This window comes from Clostridium fessum, from assembly GCF_003024715.1.
GTDB classification, from domain to species: Bacteria; Bacillota; Clostridia; order Lachnospirales; family Lachnospiraceae; genus Otoolea; species Otoolea fessa.
This window is the reverse complement of record NZ_PYLO01000001.1, coordinates 133,168-155,335: the sequence shown is the minus strand read 5'-3', so window position 1 is coordinate 155,335 and position 22,168 is coordinate 133,168. Positions and strand designations below refer to the sequence as shown.

Below are 22,168 nucleotides of genomic sequence, written 5' to 3'. Positions count from 1 at the left end.
CTACCACCTGCTCTCTATAAAATCATAGGTTTCCTGTTCTGCTGCCAGAATCTCTTCGACCGTCGGATTCTCTTTCACGGTGTGGTGTTCCATCGCCGCCTCAATCATATCAGTGATGGTCAGATATCCGATCTCGCGATCGAGGAATTTCTGGACTGCCCGCTCATTTGCCGCGTTGAACACGGTCGGAAGCGTGCCGCCGCGCCGTCCGGCTTTGTATGCCAGGGAAAGTCCGTGGAAATTCTCAAAATCCGGCGCTTCAAAGGTAATCTGTGCCAGCTTTGCAAAATCCAGCCGGTCGCCCGCCAGGAAGCGGCGTTCCGGATAATACAGCGCATACTGGATCGGAAGCTTCATATCCGGCGTGCCGAGCTGCGCTATCACCGCGCCGTCCTCGTATTCTACCATTGAATGAATCACACTCTGCGGCTGCACAACCACCTGCACCTGATCCATCTCCACGCCAAAGAGCCATCTTGCCTCCATAACTTCCAGACCTTTGTTTACCATCGTGGAACTGTCGATCGTGATCTTGCGCCCCATCGTCCAGTTCGGATGTTTCAGCGCATCTTCGACCTGAACACCTTTCATCTGCTCTCTCGTCCATCCGCGGAACGGTCCGCCAGACGCTGTCAGGAGAATCTTGTGGATCTTATTTCCCGTCTCACCGTTCAAACTCTGGAAAATCGCGCTGTGCTCGCTGTCCACCGGCAGAATGCGGACATGCTTCTCCTTTGCCAGCGACATAATGATATGCCCGGCCGTTACCAGGGTCTCTTTGTTTGCAAGTGCAATATCTTTTCCAGCATTCATCGCTGCGATCGTCGGGCGGATACCGATCATTCCGACTACCGCTGTCACCACAATCTCCGCACCCAGCTCCGTTGCCACTGCGAGAAGTCCATCCATGCCGCTCTCGACACGGATATCCAGATCGCGCACACGGTCTTTCAGTTCTTTTGCTTTTTCCTCGTTCCAGACCGCCGCGATCTTCGGAGAAAACTCCCGGATCTGTTTCTCCAGAAGATCAATATTGCTTCCAGCCGCCAGAGCCGTTACTTCTATATCTTTATTCGCCCGGACCACTTCCAATGTCTGTGTTCCGATCGATCCGGTTGATCCAAGTATCGCAATTTTTTTCATTTCTTATTCTCCTGTTTCTGTATTTTCATACATGCTTCCGTTTTATCGTAAAAACGTCAGTGCAAAATAAATCGCCGGTGCCGTAAAAATCATGCTGTCGAACCGATCCAGCACGCCGCCGTGTCCCGGAATCAGGTTTCCGTAATCCTTGACATTGTGGTTCCGCTTGATCGCCGACGCCGCCAGATCCCCGATCTGGGAAATGACCGCCGCAATCGCACACGCCACCGCGCATGCCACCATCGGATTGCTGACCTCGTCCATCTTCGCACCGAAGAAATACGCATAAATGCAGCCTAACAGAGCCGATCCAACCACACCGCCGACGGCGCCCTCGATCGATTTTTTCGGGCTTAAAACCGGTGCCAGACGGTGTTTTCCAAGGAGCATTCCCGCGCAGTATGCGCAGGTGTCACAGCCCCAGGAGCTTAAAAAGATCAGCCAGACAAGGTATTTTCCGTCCGCCATTGCCCGCACCTGATACAGGTAGGAAAGCATAATTCCCAGATAAAAAATGCCGAAAAATGCTACTGTAATCTGCTCGGTCCCATATTTCGGAAACGTGAACACGTAAATGCTCATCAGCACCATCAGGGCTGCAATCGCAAGCAGCGTCACATAATGCTGCCCTTCAAACCAAACCAGCCCATAATATCCCAGACACGCCAGATACCCGGCGATGCCCGGCGCTTTTTTCTCAATCCCCATAACCCGGTAAAGCTCAAACATACCGATCAGGGAGATCGCGGCGGTCACACAGTACAGAAGGACACCGCCCTTTGTAACCAGTAAAATCGCGAGTGCTACAAGCACAATCCCGCTTATCAGCCTCGTTCTGAACATGGCAACTCCTCCTTATGCCTTGACTCCGCCAAAGCGTCTGTCTCTTTGATTGAACTGCTCAATTGCCTTTATAAGCTCGTCGCGGTTGAAATCCGGCCACAGGCAGTCCGTGATATAAATCTCACTGTAGGCAAGCTGCCACAGCAGATAATTGGACAGGCGGATCTCGCCGCTGGTGCGGATCAGAAGATCCGGATCCGGGATGCCCGCCGTATCTAAATAGGACGCAACGGTCTGCTCTGTCACGTCCTCCGGCACCAGCTTTCCGTCCTGACAGTCCATCATCATATGGCGCACCGCGCGCGTGATCTCATCTCTGCCGCCGTAGTTGACTGCGATCACAAAGGTCATGCCCGTGTTTGCCGCCGTCTCGTCTTCCAGGCGGTTAATACCCTCGATGATATCGCTGTCAAAGCGCGTGCGGTCGCCGATCATTTTGACTCTTACATTATTTTTCTTGGCAATCTTTAAAAGCCGTTTCAGATAAAAACGGAAGAGCTGCATCAGCGCCCCTACTTCTTCAGCAGAACGCTTCCAGTTTTCCGTTGAAAAACCATATACCGTCAGATAACGGATTCCCAGTCTCGCTGCATCCTCAACCGTCTGTTCAACCGTCACACACCCCTGTTTATGACCTACGGTTCTCGGAAGACCTCTCTTCTTCGCCCATCTGCCGTTGCCATCCAGAATGAGGGCGACATGCTGCGGAATTACCATGTTTTCGATGTCCCTTTCCATCCAGTTTTCCTCCATAATATTCCCTTAATAGCCAGAAAACAGGACCAGCCGGCCATCCGCATCTGCAATGCCGGCCAGCCCTGCTTGAGGCAGCCTGATTTTTACATTTAAACTCTATTGTATTTTTATACAGTCATGATCTCAGCTGTTTTTTCTTCTACTGCTTTATCAACCTTTGCGATCATCTTGTCAGTCAGCTTCTGGATCTGATCCTCGCCATCTGCCAGCTCATCCTCGGTGATCTCGCCGCCTTTTTCCAGCTTCTTTAACAGGTCGTTTGCATCACGGCGGATATTGCGGACTGCAACCTTCGCGCCCTCGCCCTTTTTCTTAACATCCTTTGCCAGATCTTTACGGCGTTCCTCAGTAAGCTCCGGGAAAATCAGGCGTACTGCACTTCCATCGTTGTTCGGGTTGATACCCAGATCGGAAGTCAGGATCGCTTTCTCGATGTCCTTAATGAGCTTCTTCTCCCACGGCTGGATCAGAATCATACGCGGCTCCGGTACAGAGATATTTGCCACCTGCTGTAACGGGGTCGGTGCGCCGTAGTAATCTACTTTGATTTTGTCCAGTACATGCGGGTTCGCACGTCCAGCACGAATGGATGTATACTCATTCAGCAGTGCGTCATAGGACTTATTCATCTTCTCTTCGTAAACTTTTAATCTCTCCTGCATAAAATCCTCCTAGTTATGCGGTAACCACTGTACCGTTAATTTTTCCGCGCATTGCATTTACAATTCCGTCTTTTTCATTCAGGCTGAATACTGCCATCGGAACGTGATTTTCCATACACATGATGGAAGCTGTGAGGTCTACAACCGCCAGCTGCTTATCGATCACCTCCTGAATCGTGATCGTATCATACTTCTTTGCATCCGGGTTGATCTTCGGATCGCTGTCATAGACGCCGTCGATCGCCTTGGCCAGAAGAATGCAGTCTGCATCCATCTCAATCGCACGCAGCGCTACGCCGGTATCAGTTGAGAAATACGGATGGCCTGTACCACCTGCAAAAAATACGACCATACCCTTTGAGAAATATTTATTGGCTCTGTCCTTTGAAAACAGCTTCGTCATGGAACCGCACTCAAATGGTGTCAGAATCTGTGTCATCATACCCTCGCTCCGGAAGATCTCCGACACGTAAATACAGTTCATGACCGTTGCCAGCATTCCGATCTGATCCGCCTTGGTCCGATCGATTGCATTGCTCTGGCGGCCTCTCCAGAAGTTTCCGCCGCCGATCACGATACCTACTTCGATTCCGTCATCGACCGCCGTCTTAACCTGTCTGGCTACTTCCTTGACCGTTGCTTCATCAAACCCGGTTTTCTTGTCGCCTGCCAGCGCTTCTCCGCTCAGCTTCAGTAATACCCGCTTTAATTCCATAATTCGGTTCTCCCTGTCTATATGTACGTTCTGATGTACATTTTATCTGTGATGACCGTAAAAAGCTGCGTCACCTTATCAAAGATATTCTACCACAAAAAATCCGAATGTGCGATAGAATTTTCGTAAATCCTGTGCATCCTTTCATCATTTTCCCCAAACGCCTTTCTGTATACGGATTCTTCGCCCTATTTTTCATTTTTTCTCAAATTTTAGCGCCCGTTTTACTTTTTTTCTATTTCACCTTTTCCCGCCGCTCTCATTCTGCCCCCAGTTTCTCATTATTTATCTGCACTTATCCTCTGCAATCTTTTTCTGTGCATTATTTAACAGCCTTCCTAGGTGCAATCCATGTATGTGCATTGTTTTATTGGATATGCATTTTATAACATTGCAAATTTGAATCATTATATTGTTTGATAAAAATCAATTTCCAGCTACAATAGTTATATCAGTTGTAATTATTTATTATCTCTGAAATAACAATAACGCATGATTCTTTCGGATCGGGGAGGCACTTGAAAAATATGACAGCAATCGATCAAAAACAAATTAACAAGCAGCAGACAAACCGTTATGAAAAATATTACCGTCAGATAGGTCTCAACATCGCTTATTACCGCAAACTCCGCGGCATGAGCCAGATGGCTTTAGCAGAGGCGACCGATTTAAGCCGGACTCATATATCCAACATCGAGGCACCGAACATGAAAACGAGTCTTTCCTTAGAGAGTCTCTTTGATATTGCAGGTGTTCTGCAGGTTGCACCGCGCGCCCTGCTCGATTTCCGTGATGAGAAACCGCAGGATTTTCATGAATAAATCATGATAGAGCACGTAGATTCATGAATTTCTTTAAAGCATGACATTTTAGGGTTCCAAAGATAAATTGGAACCCTTTTTGTGGTATTCAAAAGTAAAAAATCAAAATTATGGTGAGCATTTTCCACCTATTTATTCGTCTTCCGGTTAATAAACTCCGTCCTCGTCTTCGAGTAGATAAATTTCTGACTCGCATACAGGCTGTAATAACCAGAGAAACTAAAGCTGACTGCAATCACCAGCACGAAAAACGGCATCGCCTCATAGCCAAAAAGCTCAAAGCCCAGCAGAAGCGTTGAGATCGGGCAGTTTGTGACTCCCACGAAGAGTCCCAGCATACCGCAGGCGGTCATAAGACCGACCGGCTGTCCAAAGAGAAATGCAAAGAAACTGCCAAACGCCGCGCCGATCGTCAGGGTCGGCACGATCTCGCCTCCCTTGAAGCCTGCCTCCAGCGTAACCGTCGTAAAGAGAATTTTCATCAGGAAATCCCATGGAAGTCCCTCGCCCTCGAAACATTTTTCAATCAGGGAGACGCCGCTTCCGTTGTAGCGGGTCGAACCGGTCAGAAGCGTCAAAACAATCACAATCGCCGCGCCGGATAGAATCCGCCAGACCGGCGATGGAAGATATTTTTTGTAGAGATGTTCCGTTGTGTGAAGCGTGATGCAGAAAAGCTCCGACACCAGCGCGCAGCCAGCCGCCAGACCGACAGCCACGATCGCTGTTTCAATACTCCACGCAGGAACCGCACCAATCGCAAACTGCTCCGGCATCAGTCCCCAGAACCTCGCCAGCGCCGCCGCCGTAAAGGCAGAAAAGACACATGGAACCAGCGCTGCATAGTACATAACGCCGATGCTGATAACCTCCATCGAAAAGATCGCCGCCGCCATCGGTGTGCCAAACAAGGCGGCAAACACACCGCTCATGCCGCACATGACCGCAATTTTCTTATCTTTCTCATCAAATTTCAGCCATTTTCCGATCTGGGTTCCGATGCTTCCTCCCATCTGCAGCGCCGCGCCCTCCCGTCCGGCAGAACCGCCGCCCAAATGCGTCAGAAGCGTTCCTGCAAAGACTGCCGGGGCAGTCGCAAAACTGATCTCCGTGTTCGAATAGATCGATTCGATCACCATATTTGTGCCCCGGTTATTATCCTCTCCCAGCATGTGGTAAACACCCAGAACCAGAAGACCGGTGAGCGGCAGCAGAAAGACCATCCACGGGTGGCTCTGAAAGAATGCCAACACCCATAGGACACATTTTCCAAATGCCGTGCCGATGCAGCCGCTCACAATTCCAATCACAATCGCGCCTTCCACCCATTTTATAAAATAGGAAATATTTTTTAACACCGGCTCATATTTCTCCCGCTTCATTTCAACTCTCCCCTGTCTGCTCTATCCACACTGCTTTTCATTTCCATCTTAGACATCATAGATATTTTTGGATTTTACCAGCTTCGGACGGTAGCCTGCTTCCTTGAGTGCTTCCACTATCTTATTCTTGTGATCCGTACCAAACGCCTCAACGGTGATCCGCAGCTCCACTGCTGCGTTGCGGTTGATGCTGACAAACTGGTTGTGCTCCAGTTTGATGACATTGCCCTGCTCCGCTGCCATCAGATTTGCAACCTTTGCAAGCTCTCCTGGCTTATCCGGCAGCAGTACCGATACGGTAAATACGCGGTCTCTCTGGATCAGACCATGCTGTACGATGGATGCCATTGTGATCACGTCCATGTTGCCGCCGCTCAGGATGGATACGACTTTTTTCTTCTTCACATTCAGGTGTTTCAAAGCAGCCACAGTCAGAAGACCGGAGTTCTCAACGATCATCTTGTGGTTTTCTACCATATCAAGGAATGCCACGATCAGCTCGGAATCCTCGATGGTGATGATATCATCCACATTGATCTGGATGTACGGGAACAGCAGATCGCCCGGGCGTTTAACTGCAGTACCATCCGCGATTGTGTTGACGTTCGGGAGAGTCACTACTTTTCCTTCTTTCAGGGATTCCTGCATACAGTTTGCACCTGCCGGTTCTACACCGATCACTTTGATCTTCGGATTCAGCAGTTTGGCCAGCGTTGCAACACCGGTACAGAGTCCGCCGCCGCCAATCGGAACCAGAATATAATCAACGGTCGGAAGCTCTTTGATGATCTCCATCGCGATGGTTCCCTGACCGGTGGCTACGTCCAGATCGTTGAACGGATGGATAAAGGTATATCCGTGCTCCGCTGCCAGCTCATTTGCATATGCCAGCGCCTCATCGAATACATCGCCGTGAAGAACCACCTCTGCGCCATAGCTTCTGGTACGGTTTACCTTCATGAGCGGCGTGGTCGTCGGCATAACAACCGTTGCCTTGCAGCCAGCCAGTTTTGCCGCGTATGCAACGCCCTGTGCATGGTTTCCAGCCGATGCGGTGATCAGACCGCGCTGTTTCTCCTCATCGCTCAGGGTGCTGATCTTATAAAATGCACCTCTTACCTTGTAAGCACCTGTATACTGCATATTTTCCGGTTTTAAATATACTTTATTGCCGGTCAAATTCGAAAAATATTCACTGTAAACCAGTTTTGTCTCGGAAATAACCTTGCTGACAACCTCAGTTGCTTCTTCGAATTTCTCCAGCGTCAGTCCCTGCGGCTCAGCCTGTACCACCTCTGCTGTCTCTTCCTTTATTGTCTCACTCATTGTCTTTCCTCCATTTATCCGTATTTCTCAGAATGCGCCCTGCTTTTGCCGGTTCTCTGACCAGACAGTCTGCCGGGTGTGTCCTGTTTATCTGAATCTACGGCTTAAGCAGATTTGTTCTCCGCCAAACCAGTTTCAGCCGCGGCATGCTCAGCTATTTTTAGCTTTATTCATTCTCTGTCAATGCTTCATTTCTCTTAAACAGTGCATTGACGAAATCATTCGCATCGAATTTCTGTAAATCGTCGATTTTTTCACCGATTCCGACGTATTTAACCGGAATACCAAGCTCGGACTGGATCGCAACCGCGATACCGCCCTTTGCCGTGCCATCCAGCTTCGTCAGGATGATGCCGGTGATATCCGCCACCTCCATAAACTGTTTTGCCTGTGCAAGCGCGTTCTGACCGGTCGTTCCATCAAGGACAACCAATGTCTCACGGTAGGCGTCCGGATATTCTTTGTCGATGATCCGGTTGATCTTCTTTAACTCTTCCATCAGGTTTTTCTTGTTGTGCAGACGACCTGCCGTGTCGCAGATCAGCACATCGGCATTTCTTGATTTTGCCGCCGCGATCGCATCGTAGATAACAGCTGCCGGATCAGAACCTTCCTGCTGGGCGATCAGCTCAACGCCCGCGCGTCCTGCCCACTCCGTCAGCTGCTCAATCGCTGCCGCACGGAATGTATCCGCCGCCGCCAGAATGACCTTCTTGCCCTGATCCTTTAACTGACCCGCCAGCTTGCCGACCGAGGTCGTCTTCCCGACGCCGTTGACGCCGATCACCAGCACAACCGACTTGCGGTTTTCAAATTCGTAGGCATTTTCGCCCAGATCCATCTGTTCCTTGATGCTGGCAATCAAAAGATCCTTGCACTCTGCCGGATCCTTGATGTGGTTTTCTTTTACCTTTTTCCGGAGATCCTCGACGATCGCCATCGTCGTCTGGATACCTAGATCGCCCATGATAAGCGTCTCTTCGATCTCCTCATAGAAATCATCATCGATCGCGGAAAAACCGCTGAATACGGAATCAATTCCGCTTACAATGGAATCTCTCGTTTTCGTCAGCCCTTCTACCAGACGGCTGAAAAAACCCTTTTTCTTATCTCCCATGGCTGCGCCTCCTTCTCTATTTCTGAACTCTTTTTTGCAATTATAATTCTGCTTTTTCCTCTTCCCGCTCCATCTGCGCCTCGATCAGGCTGACCGATACCAGCGTGGACACACCTTTTTCCTGCATCGTGATACCGTACAGGCGGTCTGCCGACACCATCGTGCCTCTTCGGTGGGTGATGACGATAAACTGCGTGTAGCGCGTCAGCTTATGCAGGTACCCGGCAAACCGGTCTACGTTGGAATCGTCGAGTGCCGCCTCAATCTCATCAAGCAGGCAGAATGGCGACGGTTTTAAGTTCTGAATTGCAAAAAGCAGTGCGATCGCCGTCAATGCTTTCTCCCCACCGGAGAGCTGCATCATATTCTGCAGTTTTTTGCCCGGCGGCTGTGAAATAATCTGGATGCCTGCCTCCAGAATATCTTCTTCCTGCGACAGCTCCAGCGTACCCGTTCCGCCTCCGAATAATTCCTTAAATACTTTATCAAACTCGCGGCGGATCTCACCAAATTTTTCCCGGAACTGACGCCGCATTCCTTCATCGAGCTCCTCGATAATTTTTTCCAGCGCTGCCTGTGCCGCTACCAGATCTTCATGCTGGTTTTTCATAAATTCGTATCGGCCGGATATCTCCTTGTAGTCCTCGATCGCGTTGACATTGACATTCCCAAGGGCGCGGATCTCCATCTTTTTCTCATTGATCGACCGCTTCATTTCTGGAATCGAGGTCAACTCTTCCTTCCGCAGCTCTTCCGCTCGCGAATACGTAAGCTCATACTCACTCCACATATAATCGACCTGCGACTCCAGGCGCTCATTCAGGCGTTCTCTCTGATTCTGGAGACGGAAGTTCTCTCGGTCTAAAAGCTGGAGACGTTCGTTCAGCTCTTCCTTTTTATCAAAGAAAGTTTTCTGCCGCCCCGCCTTTTCTTCCTTCTCACGCTGCTTGTTCTGGATTACCAGTTCCATCTGCGTCCGCTTGTCCCCGGACGCCTGTATCTCGGCTTCCAGCGCTGCAATCTCGCGCTCTCTGGCAGCGATCGTCTCGCTGCTGTCCGCGTGACCGCCGGAAAGTTTCTCTTTCTCTGCCCGGAGACGTTCCTGCTCCTGCAATACACGGCGCAGATTTTCCTCGATAAACGCGCCTTTCTGCTCCGCCTGGGAATGCCCAAGCTGTATCTCCGAAAGGGCTGCCGCCGCTTCCCCACGCTGCTTTTTCGCCGTCTCAAGACCCGTCTGCTGCTCTTCCACGTACTGGTTCTTCTCACTGCTTAGCGTTTCAAGCTTCGTCTCTTCGGTCTGCAGCTCCCGCAGCGCCCCGCGCAGATCGCCTACCTGCAGTTCGAGTTCCTGATTTTCCGAAGACAGATCCTGCGAGGAATCTGCAATCTCCTGCCGTCTCGCCTCTAACTGGCAGATCGTCAGTTCCAACGTATTCTGCTGGATCTGCATCTGCTGGCGCCTCTCCTGGACGGATGCCTGTGTTCTCTTCGCTTCCGTCAGCCTGCGTCCCGTCTCTGCCAGCTCCTTCTGTACCGCTTCTACCTGTTCCAATGCCTTTTTGCAGGCAGCTTCCAGTTCTTCGATCTCACGGCGGCGTCCCAGCAGATTGCTGCTGTTCTTGAATGCACCACCGGTCATCGAACCGCCAGGGCTTAAAAGCTCGCCGTCCAGCGTCACGATCCGGAGAGAATGCCGATATTTCTTTGCCAGCGCAATCGCATGATCGATCTGATCCACCACGACCACGCGTCCCAGCAGATAGGACACCAGCCCGCTGTATTTCTCATCCGCAGAGACCAGTTCGCTTGCCAGTCCAAGAACACCCATTTCTTTCAGTGCCCCCGGCTGTCCAAAACTCTGGCGGCGTTCCATGCTGGTCAGCGGCAGAAACGTCGCACGGCCATACCGGTTCTTTTTCAGGTGTTCAATCAGGCGTTTCGCCGTCTCCTCGGAATCCGTCACAATGTTCTGGATGCTGCCGCCAAGCGCCGTCTCGATCGCCGTCTCATATTTCTTCGTCGTGCTGATCAAATCCGCCACAACGCCATGAATACCCGGAACGCAGTTCCTGACTTCCATCACGCGGCGGATACTGCCGCCGTAGCCCTCGTAGCGCTCCGCCAGATTCCGCATCGATTCCAGCCTCGTCCGGTTCGTGTGGTAATCCTGCTGAAGGCTCGAAAGTTTCTGGTTCAGGCGGCGTTCCTGTTCTTCCTCCGTGCGCGTCTGCTCCTGCAGCTCTTTTTCCTGCACCGAAAACGCTTCCAGACATTCCTGCACCTTCCCTAATTTGGCTTCTTCTTCTTTTTTCTGCTCTTCCTGAACCGACTCATCGCTCTTGAATTTCAAAAGCTTCTGCGTCACTTCCGCCCGGCGCACATCCGCCTGCTCCAGCATCGTCTCATAGCGCTGACGGCGGGCGGCAAGTTCCGCTTTCTGGTTCAAAGCGTCCATGATCTCGGCTTTTGCCGTCTCGATCAAGGTTTCCGTCCGGCTGACCGCCTCGTCCATCGAACGGACTGCTGCCTCCGCTTCCTGCTGTTTTGCCTCGATTGTCTGCACCGATGCATTTAGTGCCTGTTTTTCAGACTCATATTCCGCCTGTTCTTCCTCTTTCTGATGCATTTCGCCGTCGATCGACACCATCCGGCTGCGGATATGTTCTTCGTTCATCTGCTCCGTCCGGATCTGCTCTCTGAGAACTCCGATCCGTCCGGTCTTCTCCTGGCGTTCCAGGTCTTCCCGGCTGCACGCCTCACGATCCGCGGCAATCGCCGCATCCAGCGCATCCAGCTCGGTTCCGAGCAATTCGTACTCCGATTTCAGTGTCTCCGATTCCGCCCGCACACTCTCCTGATCGCCGGTCAGAATCATCTCCTTCTGCTCCACTTCCCGGATCTGGCGCTTCAATTCCTCCGATTCTGCCAAAAACAGGTTGGCGTCCAGGCAGCGCAGCTCTTCCCGCAGACGCAGATACTCCTTCGCCTCCTCCGACTGCCGTTCCAACGGTCCTACCTGTTTTTCCAGCTCGGACAAAATATCCGTCACGCGGATCAGGTTCTGTTTTTCATCTTCCAGCTTCTTCTGTGCGATCGCCTTGCGCCGCTTGAATTTCACGATTCCAGCCGCCTCGTCAAACAGCTCGCGCCGTTCCTCCGGCCGCCCGCTTAAAATCTGATCAATCTGCCCCTGTCCGATGATGGAATATCCCTCTTTACCGATACCCGTATCGTAAAAGAGCTCGTTGATATCTTTTAGACGGCAGCTCGTTCCATTAATCTTATATTCACTCTCACCAGAACGGTAAAGACGTCTTGAAACCGTGACTTCGTCGTACTCAATCGGAAGTTTGTGATCGGCATTATCCAGTGTGATCGCCACGTAGGCAAATCCCTGCGGTTTTCGAAGCTCCGTACCAGCAAAAATAACGTCCTGCATCGTGCCGCCGCGCAGCTGCCTGCTTCTCTGCTCACCGAGCACCCAGCGCACTGCATCGGCGACATTGCTCTTGCCGCTGCCGTTTGGCCCGACGATGCCCGTGATTCCGTTGTGGAACTCAAACAGAATTTTATTGGCAAATGACTTAAAACCCTGTATTTCAATACTCTTTAAATACATACCTACTCCTGCGGTTTTCTGATAGTGAGGATCCCACGGTACGCCGCACGCTGTTCCGCTGATTTTTTCGTCCGTCCGATGCCGCGGCCGATCTCCTGACCGTCCAGCATCGCGGACACTTCGAAGCTCTTGTTGTGATCCGGTCCTTCTTCTTTCAGAAGAACGTATGTAAGTGTCTCGTCCGTATGGCCCTGCACAATCTCCTGCAAGATAGTCTTGCTATCATAAAAGAGCTTTTTGTGTTCCATATCGTTGAGAATAAATCGATGAATAAACTCTTTTGCATTAGCAAAACCACCGTCCAGATAAATCGCACCGATCAGTGCCTCCATCGCATCCGACACCACCGAATCGCGCCCCCGTCCGCCGGTCGCATCCTCGCCTTTTCCAAGCAGCAAAAATCCACCCAGATCGATCTCCTGTGCGCAGAATGCAAGCGTCGGCTCGCAGACCAGACTCGCACGTGTCTTTGTCATATCGCCCTCCGGCATCTCCGGAAACGTGCGGAACAGAAAATCACTCGATACCACTTCCAGCACCGCGTCGCCTAAAAATTCAAGACGCTCGTTGCATCCCAGTTTTCCAAGATGGTGCTCATTGGCATACGAACTGTGTATCATCGCGTGTTCCAGAAGCTTCTTGTCCTGAAACGAATAGCCAATCCGTTTTTCCAATTTATTTAATGTATACTCCATATATTTCTCTCTTTCCAGCCTGTCCTGCTGCTGACTGATTCCGGCAATCATTGCTATTTGTGTCTGTGAGCCAGAGTCAAACATCCGTTCTTTTTGGAAAGGAGCTGTCGCGATCCTGCCCTTCGGCAGCCCGCCCAGCCCCTTTGCCTGACAGACTTCTCTATAACTTTTTAACAAACATTGAATTAGTTCAGTGCGTTCTTGATCTGCTCTACTGCATCGCCCACAGATACAATCTTTTCTGCCTCCTCAGTCGGAATTTCGATATCAAACGCCTCCTCGATTCCCATGATAATCTGAAAAATATCCAGCGAATCAGCGCCCAGATCATCCACAAACGTCGTATTTAACGTAATTTCATCTGCTTCAACATTCAGTACCTCCGCGATAATGTTCTGTAATTTTTCAAATTCCATAATTTTCTTCCTTTCTATGAACTTATTTTAAAATATTTAGAATTCTAGATTGATTAAAAACATATCGTTTTTTCGCTACATTTTATAATTTTGCGAAAGTTTCACAGACTTTCCTTGATCTTTTCATTAATCGCCTGCTCTTTAAAGGTCACACACTGAAGAATCGAATTGCACACCTCGATGCGCTTGGAATTTCCGTGCGTCTTGACAACCAGCCCCTTCAATCCCAGAAGCGGTGCGCCGCCGTACTGGCTCGCATCGAATGCTTTGAGCGTCGTCTTTAACGCCGGTTTTACAAGCAATGCGCCGATCTTTGAGCGCAGGCTCGTCATCATGCCCTGTTTTACCATGGAAATCAGTGTTGCACCGACACCTTCATAGAGTTTCAGGATGACATTTCCGACAAATGCCTCAGAAACGATGACATCCGCGCCGCCGTGCGGAATCTCGCGTGCCTCGATGCTGCCGATGAAATTGATATCCTTACATTCTTTTAAGAGCGGGAATGTCTCTTTCACCAGCGCATTGCCTTTCTCTTCCTCAGCACCGATGTTGACGATCGCCACACGCGGATTCTTGATGCCAACCACGTGTTCCATGTAGATGGAGCCCATCTTTGCAAACTGTACCAGATGGGACGGTCTTGCATCGACATTGGCGCCGCAGTCGATCAGCAGGGATACGCCCTTTTCTGTCGGAATCAATGGAGCCAGTGGCGGACGTTCAACGCCCTTGATTCTGCCGACGATCACCTGTCCGCCGACCAGAATCGCGCCGGAGCTGCCCGCGGAACAGAATGCATCCGCCTCACCCCTGCGGACCATATTCATGCCGACCACGATGGACGAATCTTTCTTCGTGCGGATCGCATTGACCGGCGGTTCCTCCGTCTCGATGACCTCAGTCGCATTGACAACCTCGATCTGTTCTTTCTTATATGTATGCTTTTTTAATTCTTCTGATACGACTTCTTCCTTGCCGATCAGGAAAATCTGAATATCTTCCCTCGACTGGGCTGCCATCACGGCACCTGCCACGATCTCACCCGGTGCGTTGTCGCCCCCCATGGCATCTACTGCTATCTTAACCATTGCGTGTTCTCCTTCTATATTTATAGCGATACACATACCAAACCTGTCTTCCGCCACTGCGGCATATGTGGTCCGAACGAATCGCTCTTTCATCATCACGCTGCAGCTGTCCCGCTTTTTATTGTCCACAGCCACATTACATCAATCTTTACTATACTAGAGATCAATCTATAAATCAATAAGATTTGAACCAATTTTCCATTGCATGCATCTGATTGGCAGCATCCTTCCTGCCGATATCATACGTCTCCTGCAATTTTTCAACACTATGTTCGGTTCTGCCGATTGGAAGCGCCACGCTCGGACGGATAACAAAAATTTTTCCCTCTTGTTCGAGGCGATCGATCCATTCCACCGTCTTATTATAGAAATAATAGCGGCTGCGAAGCGCCCTCACGAACGCCGGATATTTGTGATATGCCGCCTCCGGCAGCCAGAAATTGCCCGGTTTCTTGCGGTAGCCCGCCGGACGGGTCAGCACAACGACGCATTTTTTATACCCCATCTTAGCGAAGGCACGCAACGGAATGCTGTCCGTGCAGCCGCCGTCCAGAAGCTTCATTCCACCAACCTCGACCATATGGGACACATACGGAAGGGATGCCGTCGCACGGAAATATTCGACATCTTTGAACATATCTTTGATCTCCAGATACTCTGCTTTCCCTGTCTCCACATTGCTGCATGCAACATAAAACCGTGTATTTCCCCGGTCAAATGCCTCGTAATCATACGGATCCAGCCGTTCCGGTATATCATGGAAGCAGAACTGCTCGTCCACCAGATTTCCCGTCCGCAGCCAGTTTTTAAAGCTCATAAAACGCTTGTCATTGCAGTATTTTTTATAATAGCGGATGCTCCGCTCCTTCTGCCCCGACACAAACGAAGCCCCATGCACTGCCCCCGCCGAGACGCCGATCACGCCGTCAAATGAAATATCATGATCCAAAAACACATCCAGGACGCCCGCTGTGTAAATACCGCGCATCCCGCCGCCCTCCAGAACGAGACCGGTCTTTTTTTCTTTTTTTAACTCTGTCATATATCATCAAACTCCTATTAAATATCTTATATACTATAAAACAAGATCAAACAGATAGCAAATACGATTTTTCTATCTAATTCCATATTTTTTAGTATAACGTTACTGTTCACGCATACGTGCCCAGTAACGGAATTTGCCGTGGCTTCGCATTTAAATACGGCAAATTCCTGCTGGCACCACGTTTTCTTACGGCACTTTCGGTTCCAAAAGTGCCCACCCGGAAACAGTAACAGTATAACACCTCGGCAGAAAAAGGGAAAGGGGGACGTGCGCCGCCTATGCACACGTTCCCCTTTCTCTTTTCCTTCGATATCTCTATTATTTTATTTCTGCATCGCGTCCATCCGCGCCTGCACATACTCCTCCAGCATCTTCGTCGTTCCCTCAATTCCCAGCCGGCTGCTGTTGATCGAAAGGTCATAATTTCTGGAATCTCCCCAGCGTCCGCGGCTGTAACAGTTGTGGTAGGATTTCCGCCTCCAGTCCTTCGTCTTTACCAGACGTTTCGCCTCGTCCTCTGAAAGTCCGTGCAGCTGCTCGATTCTCTTCACCCGTGTTTCCTCATCGCCCAGCACAAAGATCGTGATCAGTCCGTCATATTCCTTTAAAACCGTCTCCGCACACCGTCCAACTACCACAAACGATTTCCCTGAATCGGCCTTGTCTTTCAGGTAACTGAACTGCATCTGCGCCAGATTGTTCTCCAGAGAGCTTGAAAATCCGCTGACATTGCGCGCCAGAAAACGGTTTAGCGGCTTCTCGTCGTATTTTTCCAGCACACGCGGATCCACACCCTTTTCCTTGGCAATACTGTCCAGCATCCTATGATCATAAATCGGAAGTTCAAAATGCTCTGCCAGCGCTTCCGCTATCTTGTGTCCGCCGCTGCCAAACTGTCTGCTGACCGAGATGATCACTCTGTTTTTCCTCTCCTCCATATAAAAGCCCCCTTAAAAGTATCTCACATATATACAAACCATGGAAATCAGGATTACCAGCACCGTCGCCGGAGCTGCATACCGGCAATATTTCCCCCAGCCGATAAAATGTCCGTTTTTCGCTGCCACTGAGATACCAACTACGTTTGCCGAGGCTCCGATCGGAGTTCCGCAGCCGCCAATATCCGTACCCATCGAAAGCGCCCACGCCAGAACCGAGAGATCCATGCCGCCTGCCTGCGCCAGACTCCGGATAACCGGGATCATCGTCGCCGCAAATGGGATATTGTCCACAAATGCACTCGCAAGCGCCGACAGCCACAGCACAATCGCTACTACCCATTTTACATTATTTCCACTGACTGCGTCAATGATCCCTGCTAAAGAATTTAGGACGCCCGTCTGCTCCATGCCGCCGACCACGACAAAAAGACCAATGAAGAATAGCAGCGTCTTATAGTCAAGCTTCTTAATCATGCTGAGCGCCTCACCGCCGGATGCCAGCAGCGAAAAAGCACCGATAAATACGCCAATCGTCGCAACTGTCAGTCCCGTCTGTGCATGCGTCACCAGCATTACGATCGCCGCCGCAAAGATCACCACGCTGACCGCAAACCGTTTCCGATCCGTGATCGCCTCCTGTGGGGATGGATATGTAACCGCTTCGTCATGCTTTTCACTCGCCTTTAATTCTTTCCTAAAGGAAAAATAGAAAAACAGTACGACAAAAATCAGCGAAACACCCGCCATCATACCTGTATTTAAAATAAAATCTTTAAATGAATATCCGAGCGAGGTTCCGATGATGATATTCGGCGGATCGCCGCACATCGTCGCAGAGCCGCCCAGATTCGAACAGAAGATCTCTGAAATGATCATCGGAATCGGATCAAAATGCAGAAGATGCGCCAGCTCTACCGTGACCGCTGCCAAAAAAAGAATAACGGTAATACTGTCGATAAACATCGCCAGAAACGCCGACATCAGCATAAATGAAATAAAAATCGGGATCGTCTTATAATGTACCGCCTTGGCGATTGTCAGGCACAGCCACCGGAAAAATCCCGCGCGCTCCATACCCTCCACCATCAGCATCATACCGGCAATAAAAAGAATCGTCGCCCAGTTGATGCCGCTCGAGGACTCTGCCGCCGCCTCAGTCTGAAACCAGAAGTTCGGAACCATGAAGCTCTGCAGGCTCAGTGTCTCCGCCGCTGCCGCCTCACTGTGCATACAGATGCCAAACACCAGCACCAGCGTCAGAAGCCCGCATCCGAGCGATACGATATGCCTCTCAATGTGATCCCAGATGATAAGTCCAAACATTACAATAAAAATAATCACAGCCAAAATTTGTGCTGCCATCTTTGTGCCCCTCCTTTGTCAGTCCTTTTTTTGCCATCCTCCATACTGGCTTAGAACCCCTTGCAGTCTCTTCTCAGACCGCCCCTTCCCCTAGATTGTTAAAAAATAGGCAGTCATGAGATACCACCTCTATCTTACTACTTATTTCACAATATGCAAGTATTCTTTTTGTTAATTTTTTTATTCCATCAGAAATAACTGCCAGCTTGTCCTTCAGCACTCTTTTCATGTATGTATTTTCATTCTATCATCGTTCTGTTTGCAAATATTCTCTTTATTTTTCTCTGTTTTTAAATGTAAAAGAGACAGACCGCATATTCCGTGCAATCTGCCTCTTCTCACATCTATTTTACAATTCTGTCTCCATCTTCCCTGACGGATTTTCATCAAAATTGTTTCTTAAAAATTTTACAGAAGCGCCCCATCTTCCCCGACCTGCTTGCCGTCCGGCGTCGTCGTATTAACTAACATCGCGCCGTTTACATCCAGATAATACCATTTTCCATTCCAGAACACCCAGGTATTCGTCTTGCAATATGCATTTTCATCGAAGAAATACCACACACCGCCGATCTGCTGCCAGTTATTGGTCACATAGCTTCCATCGGAATTGCGGTATTTATAGCCAAGCGCATCCTGTTCCCACGCACCGGCTGCCGGACCGCTGCCTGCTTCCTTGAAGACAAGCGTCTTCTGAATTTCCTGCGCCTGCTCCGCCGTGATTGTGAAGGAATCCGATGTCTGCCATTCGCCGTGCCGTGAATCGCTGTAAACCGCGCGCACATCAAACGTGTAGGTTCCCGCCTGCGTAAGATAACGTCCAAGATTGTATTTCGTTTCTTTTCCCGGTTTTACCGTACTTAAAAATTTCTCATCCCGGTAAACGCGCAGCTCATAGTATTTCGCATCCTCACTGCCGTTCCACTCTGCAACGCCATCCATCTGATCCCACTCTGCCTCATCAACATCCAGGCTGTAATCACTGGAGGTTCCTTTTAAAGCTTTCAGGGTGATCACGACCCGGAGTTCCTCATCGCCCTTGCGCTTGATAGAAGTAACCGTCGCACTGTCACCGCTCAGGGTTACATTCTTTTTCGCATAACCGGATTTAAAATAATAATCATCGTCCGCCTCCAGCGTAACCTCCAGCTTTGGCTTATCCTTGTCCACCCATTTGCCGGACGGCTCATTGATCACATCAACATTGGAAATATCGCAGTCACCGAAATCGAGCGAAACATCCACATCTGAACTCTCATCACCGACATGGATCGAGGACGAAACATTTAAGCCGATCGAGCCAACCGGGCTGCGGTCCTCCGTATCCTTCGACGCAAATGCCTGAAATGGGATCGCCGCCAGAAGCGCGGCGGCTGTGACGGTCAAAAGTAAATATTTTCCCCTTTTCATATGTAAAACCTCCTAACGTGATATTTATAAAATATTATCCCTCTTTTTTCTTTCTTCTCTATATTAACAAAAAATAGCGGCATTGTACACCTTTTTGCATACAACACCGCCATCTACACATTATCTGCGTTACTGTTCACGCATACGTGCCCAGTAACGGAATTTGCCGTGGCTTCGCATTTAAATACGGCAAATTCCTGCTGCCACCACGTTTTCTTACGGCACTTTCGGTTCCAAAAGTGCCTACCCATGAACCAATGTCAGTAAGTTAAGCTTTAGCGTTAAATCCCCTATAGGAGTCTAACATATTTTTAAATTGATACTTGACAAAAATGTCAAAATATGCGACCGCTCTCGCTATTGATCTTTTTCAGAAGTAGCGAGAGCGGCCCCTGTAATTAGAAATATATTTTCATTTACAGGAGGCACATATATGACTTTTGCTAGTAAAAGTTAAATAACAAATAACAGTACATAAAATACTTTGTTAAATAACATTCTTATAGGGATAGTTGAGCTTAATGCTCTTCTATCCCTATTTTTTACATTTTTACTAATAAAAATCACAGATTTGATAATATTCACGAAATATAAAAAATGGAGAGATTATTGCAAATTAATAATCTCTCCTGTTTTTGACCACATTTTATAAGCCATAAGTTATAGTTGCTAAAATCTACCCAAAAACACCTGTTAAACACCCTCTTGAAATGGGCTAAAAATGGGCTAAAATGCGAAAAATGGGTTAAGCAAAAATCGCTTAACCCCTTATTTTTCAACACTTGTAGCTTAGTCTTCTACTTTAACGATTTCTTTCTTGTTGTAGCTTCCGCAAGCTTTGCACACTCTGTGAGGCATCATCAGAGCACCGCACTTGCTGCACTTTACTAAGTTCGGAGCACTCATTTTCCAGTTAGCTCTGCGGCTGTCTCTTCTTGCTTTGGAAGATTTGTTCTTAGGACAGATAGACATGGTTACACCTCCTTAAATTCATTGAATATCTCCTGGATAACCGACATCCTTGGATCGAGCGACCTAGTGTCACAGGTACAAGTCCGAAGATTAAGATTTGTACCACATCTATTGCAAATCCCCTTGCAGTCTTCTCTGCACAGGACTTTCATAGGCAAGCTCAGTAGCAGTTCGTTGCAAACCAACTGGTCTACATCCAGATTGTACCCCTTCATAAAGGGTTCATCATCTAAACTCTCCTCCTGACCGTCCTGCACCTCAAACTCTCGTCCAAAATCCAGTTCGCAGTCGAAAGATACTGGCTCCAGACAACGCGCACAGTGACCTCCCACCGTCAGCGTCGCATGACCACTCATCGTATACTTATGCCGTGTCTTAGCCGTCAGTTCCAGTTCAAAAGGCTCAGCCTTCTCAATCTGAAACGTCTCTCCGTCAAAATCAACAGAGTCCAGCGCAGTCTCGACTGTATAGACTTTCTTTCTACCCTCGCAGTTAAAAAGTTCCGATAAATGAATCAGCATACTAATCTCCTAATACGCACTTTGATATTATACAAAGGTCGAGCGCGTTTGTCAATGATTAATTTTACATATTTTTGCAAATTTTAATTCATATTTAATTATTTTACCAGTGCAAGAGTCTCGCGGGCGATAGCCAGCTCTTCGTTGGTCGGAACCAGAAGAACCTGAACCTTGGAGTCGTCAGCAGAGATGATTCTCTCCTCACCTCTTACGTTGTTCTTCTCCTCATCCAGTTTAACGCCTAAGTAGGTCAGGCTGCTGCAAACATCTTTTCTCATCTTGATGTTGTTCTCGCCAATACCAGCGGTAAATGCGATTGCATCTACACCGTTCATAGCTGCTGCGTATGCACCGATATATTTGATTACGCGGTAATCGAATACGTCCAGGGCCAGCTGTGCTCTCTTGTTGCCAGTCTCAGCTGCTGCTTCCAGATCACGACCATCGCTGGATACGCCGGAGATACCGAGCATACCGGATTTCTTATTCAGGACTTCGTTCATCTCATCCAGGGACAGACCTTCTTTTTTACCTACGAAATCGATGATAGCCGGATCGAGGTCACCAGAACGTGTACCCATAACCAGACCTTCCAGTGGAGTCAGACCCATGCTGGTGTCTACAGATTTGCCGCAGTTTACAGCGGAGATGCTGGCGCCGTTACCCAGGTGGCAAACGATGATTTTCATCTGATCATACGGTTTTCCAACGATCTCAGCGGTTCTCTTAGATACGTAGCTGTGGGAAGTACCATGGAAGCCGTAACGTCTAACTTTGTATTTCTCATAGTATTCATACGGAATACCGTAAGTGTAAGCAACATCCGGCATGGTCTGATGAAAAGCGGTATCAAATACAGCTACCATCGGTACGCCTGGCATAAGTTCCTGGCAGGCACGGATACCGATCAGGTTTGCCGGGTTGTGAAGCGGTGCCAGATCGTTGCACTCTTCGATCGCTTTCATGGACTCGTCGTTGATTAAGCAGGAAGAAGTAAATTTCTCGCCGCCGTGTACGACACGATGTCCAACTGCACCTACCTCAGACAGGCTCTTGATAACGCCGCTCTTCTCGTTAGTCAGGGCTGCCAGAACTGCGTTGATAGCCTCTGTATGGGTCGGCATAGCGATCTCAGATTTTTCTTTTTCGCCGCCCTCCGGCTGGTAAGTCAGCATACCGTCGATGCCGATTCTCTCGCAAAGACCCTTAGCCAGGACGCCCTCTGTCTCAGAGTTGATTAACTGATACTTTAAGGAAGAACTTCCGCAGTTAATAACTAAAATATTCATGGTAATAGATTCCTTTCTTTATAACATCACAATTCAGCC

At 49.2% G+C, this 22,168-nt stretch carries 20 protein-coding genes; 1 reads left to right on the top strand and 19 read right to left on the bottom strand.

The window, feature by feature from the left end:
- The 5 genes from C7U56_RS00735 to pyrH all read right to left on the bottom strand — a co-directional run bounded on the left by C7U56_RS00735 (position 1) and on the right by pyrH (position 4,119).
- Positions 1-1,143, bottom strand: a complete 1,143-nt coding sequence (locus C7U56_RS00735; RefSeq protein WP_022360463.1) for a 1-deoxy-D-xylulose-5-phosphate reductoisomerase — start codon at positions 1,141-1,143, stop codon at positions 1-3.
- Between the two features lie 42 nt (positions 1,144-1,185).
- Complete coding sequence (locus C7U56_RS00730; RefSeq protein WP_106999776.1) at positions 1,186-1,986, bottom strand: phosphatidate cytidylyltransferase; 801 nt, start codon at positions 1,984-1,986, stop codon at positions 1,186-1,188.
- A gap of 12 nt (positions 1,987-1,998) precedes the next feature.
- Positions 1,999-2,724 (bottom strand): isoprenyl transferase, encoded by a 726-nt coding sequence (locus C7U56_RS00725; RefSeq protein ID WP_106999775.1) that lies wholly within the window; start codon positions 2,722-2,724, stop codon positions 1,999-2,001.
- A 125-nt stretch (positions 2,725-2,849) separates the two neighbouring features.
- Complete coding sequence (frr, locus tag C7U56_RS00720) at positions 2,850-3,404, bottom strand: ribosome recycling factor (RefSeq protein ID WP_022360460.1); 555 nt, start codon at positions 3,402-3,404, stop codon at positions 2,850-2,852.
- A gap of 13 nt (positions 3,405-3,417) precedes the next feature.
- Positions 3,418-4,119, bottom strand: a complete 702-nt coding sequence (pyrH, locus tag C7U56_RS00715) for a UMP kinase (protein WP_106999774.1) — start codon at positions 4,117-4,119, stop codon at positions 3,418-3,420.
- Between the two features lie 527 nt (positions 4,120-4,646).
- On the opposite strand from pyrH, the gene C7U56_RS00710 reads away from it, so the two are divergent.
- Positions 4,647-4,940 (top strand): helix-turn-helix domain-containing protein, encoded by a 294-nt coding sequence (locus tag C7U56_RS00710; RefSeq protein WP_022360458.1) that lies wholly within the window; start codon positions 4,647-4,649, stop codon positions 4,938-4,940.
- 128 nt (positions 4,941-5,068) lie between these two features.
- Here the strand turns inward: C7U56_RS00710 and C7U56_RS00705 are convergent, their stop codons facing one another.
- From C7U56_RS00705 to C7U56_RS00640, 14 genes are all read right to left on the bottom strand, one after another.
- Positions 5,069-6,322, bottom strand: a complete 1,254-nt coding sequence (locus C7U56_RS00705) for a chloride channel protein (RefSeq protein WP_106999773.1) — start codon at positions 6,320-6,322, stop codon at positions 5,069-5,071.
- A gap of 48 nt (positions 6,323-6,370) precedes the next feature.
- Positions 6,371-7,648 (bottom strand): threonine ammonia-lyase, encoded by a 1,278-nt coding sequence (gene ilvA / locus C7U56_RS00700; RefSeq protein WP_106999772.1) that lies wholly within the window; start codon positions 7,646-7,648, stop codon positions 6,371-6,373.
- Between the two features lie 166 nt (positions 7,649-7,814).
- Positions 7,815-8,765 carry a signal recognition particle-docking protein FtsY gene (gene ftsY / locus C7U56_RS00695; RefSeq protein ID WP_106999771.1) on the bottom strand — a complete coding sequence of 317 codons (951 nt, stop codon included), beginning with the start codon at positions 8,763-8,765 and terminating at the stop codon, positions 7,815-7,817.
- 40 nt (positions 8,766-8,805) lie between these two features.
- Positions 8,806-12,387, bottom strand: coding sequence for a chromosome segregation protein SMC (gene smc, locus C7U56_RS00690; protein ID WP_106999770.1), 3,582 nt, complete (start codon positions 12,385-12,387; stop codon positions 8,806-8,808).
- 2 nt (positions 12,388-12,389) lie between these two features.
- The gene (rnc, locus tag C7U56_RS00685) at positions 12,390-13,082 is read right to left on the bottom strand and encodes a ribonuclease III (protein ID WP_107000387.1); all 693 of its coding nucleotides are present in this window, start codon (positions 13,080-13,082) and stop codon (positions 12,390-12,392) included.
- Positions 13,083-13,267: 185 nt separating this feature from the next.
- Positions 13,268-13,498, bottom strand: coding sequence for an acyl carrier protein (acpP, locus tag C7U56_RS00680; protein WP_106999769.1), 231 nt, complete (start codon positions 13,496-13,498; stop codon positions 13,268-13,270).
- A 101-nt stretch (positions 13,499-13,599) separates the two neighbouring features.
- A complete protein-coding gene (gene plsX, locus C7U56_RS00675; protein ID WP_106999768.1) occupies positions 13,600-14,589 on the bottom strand; it encodes a phosphate acyltransferase PlsX in 990 nt (329 codons plus the stop codon).
- 175 nt (positions 14,590-14,764) lie between these two features.
- Entirely contained in the window at positions 14,765-15,631 is an 867-nt protein-coding gene (locus C7U56_RS00670; RefSeq protein WP_106999767.1) for a patatin-like phospholipase family protein, read from the bottom strand.
- 326 nt (positions 15,632-15,957) lie between these two features.
- The gene (locus C7U56_RS00665; protein WP_106999766.1) at positions 15,958-16,572 is read right to left on the bottom strand and encodes a cytidylate kinase-like family protein; all 615 of its coding nucleotides are present in this window, start codon (positions 16,570-16,572) and stop codon (positions 15,958-15,960) included.
- Between the two features lie 12 nt (positions 16,573-16,584).
- Entirely contained in the window at positions 16,585-17,937 is a 1,353-nt protein-coding gene (locus C7U56_RS00660; protein ID WP_106999765.1) for an ArsB/NhaD family transporter, read from the bottom strand.
- A gap of 408 nt (positions 17,938-18,345) precedes the next feature.
- Positions 18,346-19,347: a hypothetical protein gene (locus C7U56_RS00655; protein ID WP_106999764.1), complete on the bottom strand. Its 1,002-nt coding sequence runs from the start codon at positions 19,345-19,347 to the stop codon at positions 18,346-18,348.
- A 789-nt stretch (positions 19,348-20,136) separates the two neighbouring features.
- Entirely contained in the window at positions 20,137-20,319 is a 183-nt protein-coding gene (gene rpmF / locus C7U56_RS00650; RefSeq protein WP_003499726.1) for a 50S ribosomal protein L32, read from the bottom strand.
- A gap of 2 nt (positions 20,320-20,321) precedes the next feature.
- Positions 20,322-20,840: a YceD family protein gene (locus C7U56_RS00645; protein WP_022360443.1), complete on the bottom strand. Its 519-nt coding sequence runs from the start codon at positions 20,838-20,840 to the stop codon at positions 20,322-20,324.
- A gap of 98 nt (positions 20,841-20,938) precedes the next feature.
- Positions 20,939-22,129 (bottom strand): acetate/propionate family kinase, encoded by a 1,191-nt coding sequence (locus C7U56_RS00640; RefSeq protein ID WP_022360442.1) that lies wholly within the window; start codon positions 22,127-22,129, stop codon positions 20,939-20,941.
- Positions 22,130-22,168 lie beyond the last annotated feature (39 nt).